This is a genomic window from Pseudomonas sp. RGM2987 (assembly GCF_022952855.1).
Taxonomy (GTDB): Bacteria; Pseudomonadota; Gammaproteobacteria; order Pseudomonadales; family Pseudomonadaceae; genus Aquipseudomonas.
Genome location: NZ_JALJDX010000151.1, coordinates 20,418 through 27,346, shown reverse-complemented (window position 1 = coordinate 27,346; position 6,929 = coordinate 20,418). Strand labels below are relative to the sequence as shown.

Genomic DNA, 6,929 nt, shown 5'->3' with positions numbered 1-6,929 from the left:
TGTGTAAGACTTTCTTGTCTCTGCTGATGCACCGCCTTCGCGAGCAAGCCCGCTCCCACAGGTTTTTGCAGTATCCGGCCCAGCGCAGCCGAGCTGTTAAGATGCCGACATCTTCCTGCCTGGCCTGCCGCAATGCTTGCTTCTGCCCTCGACTGGTACCCTCAGCCACTGCTTGAACCCCTTCATCTGGACTGGCTCGCCCGGGCCGGTGTCGAGGTGGCGGTGTTGCGTCTGGACCGGATCGATCCGCTGATCAGTGGCAACAAGTGGTTCAAACTCGTTCGTTCCCTGCGCGCCGCCCATGAAGCTGGCGCCGACGGCATCATCAGTCTGGGCGGTGCCTATTCCAACCATTTGCATGCATTGGCGGCCGCCGGCAAGCGCTTCGGATTTCCCACGGTCGGGCTGTTGCGCGGTCATCCCCGGGAAACGCCAACGGTGCGCGACCTGCAAGCGTTCGGCATGCAATTGCACTGGCTGGGTTACGGCGGCTACCGCGAGCGGCACGCGGCAGGGTTCTGGGAGCCTTGGCGCAGGCGCTACCCGCATTTGTATCCGCTGCCCGAGGGCGGAGCAGGATTGACCGGCGCGCAAGGTTGCATGACTTGGGCGGCGCACGCCCGGGAACAACTGGCGGCAGTGGGATGGGCCGATTATCACGGCTGGTGGCTGGCCTGCGGTACAGGAACGTCGCTGGCCGGGCTGGTGCTGGCTGAAGCGGGGGAGCGCCCGGTCTACGGCGTGCTGGCCGTGCCCGTAGACCACGGCGTGGCGCAGCAGGTCGAAAGCATCGTGCAGGAAGCAGGGCTTGGCAATCCGCTGTATGAACTGCTCGATGGCAGCCGGGGCGGTTTTGCTCGGGTCGATACCGAACTTACCGACTTCATCCAACGCACTGGCGCCATCGAGTTGGAGCCGCTGTATACCGGCAAGGCGCTGATGTTGCTCAAGGCGCGGATCGAGGCCGGGGGATTCGCTCCGGGCACCCGCTTGATCTTCGTCCACACCGGCGGCCTGCAAGGCCGCCGAGGTTTCGAATAACCTCCGTCAACCGCGCTTGGGCATCATCCGCAACAGCGTGTTATCGCGCACCACGTAGTGGTGATAGAGCCCGGCCAAGGCGTGCAGGCCGATCAACCAATAGCCGATGGTGCCGCCCAGCACATGCCAGCCTTCCACCTGCTTGGCAAATGCTTTGTCTTGCTGGATAAGCAATGGCAGGTCGAAGCCATAGAACATCACCTGGTGCCCTTCGGCGCTGGTGATCAGCCAGCCCAGCAGCGGCATGGCGATCATGAACAGGTACAGCGCCCAGTGCATCAGGCGCGCCAGGAAGGTCTGCCAGACTGGCGACGCCGGGAATATCGCCGGCGCCTTGCCCATGCTGCGGGCGAACAGGCGCAGCCAGACCAGCAGGAACACCGTCAGGCCGAGCATGAAGTGCGCTTCCTTGATCAGCGTCCGGCCGCCGCTGCCCTTGGGGAACATCCCGCGAAATTCGATGCAGGCATAAACCACGGCCAGCAAAACCAGCATCAGCCAATGCAGGGTGACCGTGACGGTACTGTAGCGGCTTTCCGAATTTTTCCAGGGCATTGCGGGTATCTCCAACAATCAGGGTAGAGCGCCGTCTAGAGCGGCGTTGTGTTTACTTTAAGCCCGTTTCGTTGGGTTTGCTTGTGCCAGATCAGGTTTATCGACATGAAATTTCCAGCCCGGCATGACCCGTCCCCGTGGCGAGGGAGCTTGCTCCCGCTGGGCGCGCAGCGCCCCGACCGATATGCCGTCCACATCAAGGTGTCGCATCCGGCGGATTCAGAAGCCAGTCGAACAACAGCCTTGAGTCGGTATGGCCCGGCGGCACTTCCGGCGCCTCGCTGGCAAGCCCTGCGCCGGTATCGACCGCCCCCGGGCATAGCACGGGGCGGTCCGGGTCTCCGTCAAGAAAACTCACCAGCACTTCGCTGCCGGCCACCAGGCAGGTGCTGGCCCCCAACGCCAGTCGCGACACGGGCAACGGGATGCCTTCCTGACCGGGCGCCCACAGACTGACACTGACCTCGCCGCGCTCATCGGGGCGCACCGGTTGGCCGGCGCGGCCAAGCACATGGGCCAGGTGATACCCGGGGATGCAGGGTTTGGGATGCTTGGCGGCCGGCCTGAACACCGTGGACCAGGCAATTGCGGTGAACCGGTTGCGGTAGTCCTGTGCTGAGGGCTCGGCGGGCGGGTCCGGTTCGAGGATCGAGAACTGTCGCCCGCGGTGCTGGACTTCGGTGATCAGCCACTGGTCATTGAAGGCTGAAACCGGGTGCTCGCCGATCTGCGCGATGTGGCCACCGCGCAATGCCGGGTGGGTGCTGTGGCCATGGATTTCCCGTTGCCGGCAGCGCATCCGTTCTAGATGGCGCCGCCCCCTCTGGTGACGGTGTGCCAGGGCCGGGTTGCCGTGGAGTGTCTCGTGGTCGATCCGTTCAAGGGTCTGGTTCGCCGCCTCAGTCCCGGCTTCGGTCGTCGCTCGATCGTTGAATCCACCGAGCGGAACGGGGTTCACTGATTGGTGACGCAGGTACAAGCGCTTGAGGGTCGGTTCCAGGCCCTCGTTCGGTTGCAGGTTCAGTTCCAACGGTTGCGCGGGGAAGCTTTTCGGGTCGTCGGCGAACACCAGCACATGACCCTGGGCGTCGTGTTCAAAGTGGTAATGGATACCTTCCTCCTCGCACAGCCGATGCAGGAAGGCCAGGTCGCTTTCCTCGTATTGGATGCAGAAGGCGCGGCGTGGGTATTGACCGGGTGCCAACTCGAAGCGGTAGCTGGCGGCGGGTAAGGCATTGTCGTCCAGCAGGCGTTGCAACATCTGCACCGCGCTGAGTCGGTGGAATACCCTGCGGCGCGGGCCTTGCTCCAGGCGCTGGAGATAAGGAACCAGGCTCAAGCGATAGCCGATTCGAAGCGAGGCGTGGGCGCTCAGGCTGACGCTGTGGACCACCCCGTGGATGCCCGATTCGCCGTCCAGGCGCAGGAAAGCCGGTTGTTCCAGGAGCATATCGGGACTTATCGGCGGTGCCAGGCCGATCAGTTCCAGGTCAAAGCAGTACGGCTGGTTGAGGGCTTCGTGGCCATTGAAGCGCAAGACTTGCAGTTGCAAATCGCTTTGCGTAAGGGTCAAGCTGAAGGGGCTTTCCATGTCGTTGCGCATCGCGGCTCCTACTTGCAGGAAGTGAGGCACAGAGGGTACGAAACCCTGGGGCGCAGCGGTGCCGACGAGTGGCTATTTCAGAAATGCCCTACAACACGTTGTGAAAAAGACGATTCCGCACGGTGAATTTTTTGGTCGATCAGGCGGTTTAGGCCGTATAAACTTGCGCCACAGCGCCGGCCGGCAGATGTCTCGGCGCGTCAGACAAGAGAGTGAGTAATGGGCGCACAGTGGAAGGTTAAACACAAAGAAGCGGCGGCCAACGCCAAGGGCAAGATCTTCGGCAAACTGGTGAAGGAAATCACCATTGCTGCGCGAAATGGCGCGGACACCGCGACCAATGCGCATTTACGCCTGGTGGTTGAGCAGGCGAAAAAGGCCTCGATGCCCCGTGAGACCCTGGAACGCGCGATCAAGAAGGGTTCTGGCCAGCTCGGTGAAACCGTGCAGTACCACCGCGTGACCTACGAAGGTTTCGCCCCGCATCAGGTGCCGTTGATCGTTGAATGCGTGACCGACAACATCAACCGCACCGTGGCCGAGATTCGCGTGGCGTTCCGCAAGGGCCAGCTGGGTGCTTCCGGTTCGGTGGCATGGGACTTCAACCATGTCGGCATGATCGAGGCTTCGCCGGACAGCCCGGACGCCGACCCGGAAATGGCCGCCATCGAGGCCGGCGCCCAGGATTTCGAGCCGGGCGAAGAGGGCGCAACCTTGTTCCTCACCGATCCTGCCGACCTTGATGCCGTGCAGAAGGCCTTGCCGGAACAGGGTTTCACCGTGCTGTCGGCCAAGCTGGGCTATCAGCCGAAGAACCCGGTGAGCGGCCTGAGCGACGAACAGATGGCTGAAGTCGAAGCGTTCCTCGAAGGCCTCGACAACCATGATGACGTGCAAGACATGTTTGTCGGGTTGGCGGGTTAAACACAAAACCCTGTGGCGAGGGAGCTTGCTCCCCTCGGCGGCGAAGCCGTCGTGAATCCAGCAACGCGGTCTCGCTGATAGACGGTGGTTATGGATGGGGGCTGCTGCGCAGCCCAGCGGGAGCAAGCTCCCTCGCCACGGTCAGTGTTTCAATTTTTCTATGCACTGCTCAATCTCATCGAACCCTGGCCGCGCCAGAACCTCCGGCTGACAGCAGCGCGCCTGTAATTCCCACAATGTCCCCAGTTCCCCAGCAGCGGGTTCGGTTCTCTCCAGCAACTCCCCCAGCAGGATCCCGAAGGCCCGCACTTCGATGCGCTGCAGCGCCCGTGTCTGCAAGGTGTCCGTGGTGGCGTGGAACGATGCTGCGCCGAAGTCGCCCAACAGGCAGTCGCCCTGGTCATTGAACAGAATGTTGTGCCCGTACAGATCGCCATGGGTGATGCCCTGGCGATGCAGGTGCGCTGCCACCGAGGCGATGCCGTGGGCGATGCGCAAGACCACGGGGCCGCTCAAGCGCAGCTCGTCGGCATACTCGTCGCGGGTGCACGACGCCAGGCTCGGCAATGCGGCGAGGTTGCGGTAGCTGGGCGCGATCAAGGCCATCACCAATCCGGACTGCTCCTGGGGATTTCCGACAATCCGGCCCAATACCTCGATCAGGTTCGGATGCAGGCCTGCGGTGATGCAGGCGTGCATTTCATGCAGTGGCGAGCCGTCGCTGGTGATCTGGCCTTTGTACATTTTTACCGCGACGTTGCGCGCAGCCTGGCCCGGCGGCTGCCAGAGCGCCTGGGAAATCACCCCCGAGGCGCCTTCACCCAGTTGCTGTTGCAGGGTCAGTTGCCGCCAGTCGATGGGCGTCGTGACATTCTGCGCGGCAGCTTCGGCCTGGGCCTCCAGCGGATTACCGGCGTAGGCCAGCCAACTGAGGCTTGGCAGTTCCAGCAACCATTGCGGCAGCTCGGTCAGTTGATTGGCGGCGACGCGCAGCAGTTCCAGACGCTGGCACCGGCCCAGGCTCGCCGGCAATTGCTGCAACCGGTTGCCGGCCAGCATGAGTTTTTGCAGGTGCGCACGTTGCCCCAGTTCATCGGGCAGGTGGCGGATGCAGTTGTCCGTCAGGATCAGCCAACGCAGCAGTGGCGGCAGGGCGGCGCCGGTCACGCGCTCGATGCGGTTGGCCTTGAAACCGACCATGGTCAACGCGGCGCAACGGCCCAGGCATTCGGGCAGTTCAGTGAAGCGGTTGTCCGAACAGAACAGCACGCGCAGGCGGGTCAACCGATGCAGGTCATCGGGCAGTGTGTCCAGTTGGTTGCCGCTGAGGTTGAGAATTTCGAGGGAATCGGCCAGGTCGAAGATTTCCCGGGGGAACTGCGTCAGGCCGCAGGCCAGGTCCAGCCGGGTGATGCCTGACAGCTGGCCGGCGCGCAGTTGGGCGAGGGTATGCATGGGAAGAGTCGCCGTTGAAGAAGGCTGATACAAAACCTGAAGCCAACCATAGCACCTGTGGCGAGGGAGCTTGCTCCCGCTGGGCTGCACAGCAGCCCCAAAAAGCTGGCATGCAACCAACCTGACACAACTTGGTGTCAGGTTTTGGGGCTGCTTCGCAGTCCAGCGGGAGCGAGCTCCCTTGCCACAGGTCAGGGCTCAGTTCATTTGTATCGGGCATCAAGCCCGAACATGCCCGGCATGATACCGGCAAAGCGGTGAGGGATGTCGATCACCCTAGCGCTCGATACTGCGGTTCCAGCGAGCATTCCAGGCTGGGCGTTGTTCGTTGACCTGGTCCCAGTCCACGGCGATGGCGGTCTCCAGGTACTGCTTCATTGCTTCAACCTGGCCACGGGTCTTGTCGGTGGTCGGGGTGTTGGGGTTGGACGGAATCTGGTCGCCTTCTTCCAGGGCGATCGCCTGGGCTTCGGGGGTCAACAGGAAAGCAGCGAGCTTTTGCGCCAGTTCCGGTTGGGTGTTCTGGGCGATGGTGCATTCGGCAACGTTGAGTACCACGGCGCCTTCCTTCGGCTGCGCGTATTCCACCGGCATGCCCTTGAGTTTCAACGCGGTGACCTGGGTGGGCGTCAGTGGGAACAGCGCCGCCTCGTCGGTCTGCAGCATTTCGGAAATCTTCGCCGAGCTTGGAATGTACTCCAGCACGTTGCGTCCGACTGTGTTCGGCCACGCCTTGAAGCCCGGCTCGACATCGGTCTCGCTGCCGCCCTGGATCCGGTTGAACATCAGGAACCCGTGCAGACCGAAGGTCGAGGACGCCATCGACTGGAACACCACTTTGTCCTTGTAGCGTGGATCGGCCAGGTCCATCCAGGAGGTCGGTGCATCCCAGCCTTTTTCCTTGAACAAACGGGTGTTGTAGGCCAGGCCCGTCACGCCGAGACTCACGGCCACCGCCTCGTCCTTGATACGGCCCTTGGCCGGGATCTGTGCCAGGGGCGGGCTGTCCTTGAGCTTGTCGCACAGGCCCATGGAGATGGCGCGGTACATGATGCCGTCATCCAGGAACATCACGTGCATCTGCGGATTGCCTTTGCTGGCCTGGACTTTTGCCAGGATATCGGCCGAGGTGCCGGGTACGATCACCACTTTGACGTTATTGGCTTTCTCGAAGGCCGGCAAGACCTTGTCGGCGTAGAGCCGCTCCATGGTCCCACCGTTCATGCCCAGATAGAGCGTCGGCTCGGCCAACGCCTGGGTGACCGGGAGCAGGGCGCCCAGGCAGGCGGAACCCAGCGAGCAGAAACCGAACAATGCACTGCGTTTGACGTTATTCATTGGCGCGACCTTC

At 62.6% G+C, this 6,929-nt stretch carries 6 protein-coding genes; 2 read left to right on the top strand and 4 right to left on the bottom strand.

The genetic code is table 11. The features are described 5' to 3' along the window. Positions 1–132 precede the first annotated feature (132 nt). Entirely contained in the window at positions 133–1,041 is a 909-nt protein-coding gene (locus RGM2987_RS06110) for a pyridoxal-phosphate dependent enzyme (RefSeq protein ID WP_245139216.1), read from the top strand. A gap of 6 nt (positions 1,042–1,047) precedes the next feature. Here the strand turns inward: RGM2987_RS06110 and RGM2987_RS06105 are convergent, their stop codons facing one another. Together RGM2987_RS06105 and tssI are read right to left on the bottom strand one after the other, a co-directional pair. Further along, complete coding sequence (locus RGM2987_RS06105) at positions 1,048–1,596, bottom strand: cytochrome b (RefSeq protein ID WP_245139215.1); 549 nt, start codon at positions 1,594–1,596, stop codon at positions 1,048–1,050. A gap of 196 nt (positions 1,597–1,792) precedes the next feature. Beyond that, on the bottom strand, positions 1,793–3,199 hold the full coding sequence (gene tssI, locus RGM2987_RS06100; RefSeq protein ID WP_245139214.1) for a type VI secretion system tip protein TssI/VgrG: 1,407 nt from the start codon (positions 3,197–3,199) through the stop codon (positions 1,793–1,795). Positions 3,200–3,418: 219 nt separating this feature from the next. Between tssI and RGM2987_RS06095 the strand changes: the two genes are divergently transcribed. Then, positions 3,419–4,123, top strand: coding sequence for a YebC/PmpR family DNA-binding transcriptional regulator (locus RGM2987_RS06095; RefSeq protein WP_245139213.1), 705 nt, complete (start codon positions 3,419–3,421; stop codon positions 4,121–4,123). Positions 4,124–4,264: 141 nt separating this feature from the next. Here RGM2987_RS06095 and RGM2987_RS06090 read toward each other — a convergent pair whose 3' ends face one another. Continuing rightward, positions 4,265–5,578, bottom strand: coding sequence for a leucine-rich repeat-containing protein kinase family protein (locus RGM2987_RS06090; protein WP_245139212.1), 1,314 nt, complete (start codon positions 5,576–5,578; stop codon positions 4,265–4,267). Positions 5,579–5,854: 276 nt separating this feature from the next. Next, on the bottom strand, positions 5,855–6,916 hold the full coding sequence (locus RGM2987_RS06085) for an ABC transporter substrate-binding protein (protein WP_245139211.1): 1,062 nt from the start codon (positions 6,914–6,916) through the stop codon (positions 5,855–5,857). Between the last annotated feature and the right edge of the window lie 13 nt (positions 6,917–6,929).

Coding starts and splice junctions, on each gene's coding strand:
- RGM2987_RS06105 (WP_245139215.1), bottom strand. CDS start 1,596: ATGCCCTGGAAAAATTCGGAAAGCCGCTACAGTACCGTCACGGTCACC.
- RGM2987_RS06085 (WP_245139211.1), bottom strand. CDS start 6,916: ATGAATAACGTCAAACGCAGTGCATTGTTCGGTTTCTGCTCGCTGGGT.
- RGM2987_RS06090 (WP_245139212.1), bottom strand. CDS start 5,578: ATGCATACCCTCGCCCAACTGCGCGCCGGCCAGCTGTCAGGCATCACC.
- RGM2987_RS06110 (WP_245139216.1), top strand. CDS start 133: ATGCTTGCTTCTGCCCTCGACTGGTACCCTCAGCCACTGCTTGAACCC.
- RGM2987_RS06095 (WP_245139213.1), top strand. CDS start 3,419: ATGGGCGCACAGTGGAAGGTTAAACACAAAGAAGCGGCGGCCAACGCC.
- tssI (WP_245139214.1), bottom strand. CDS start 3,199: ATGCGCAACGACATGGAAAGCCCCTTCAGCTTGACCCTTACGCAAAGC.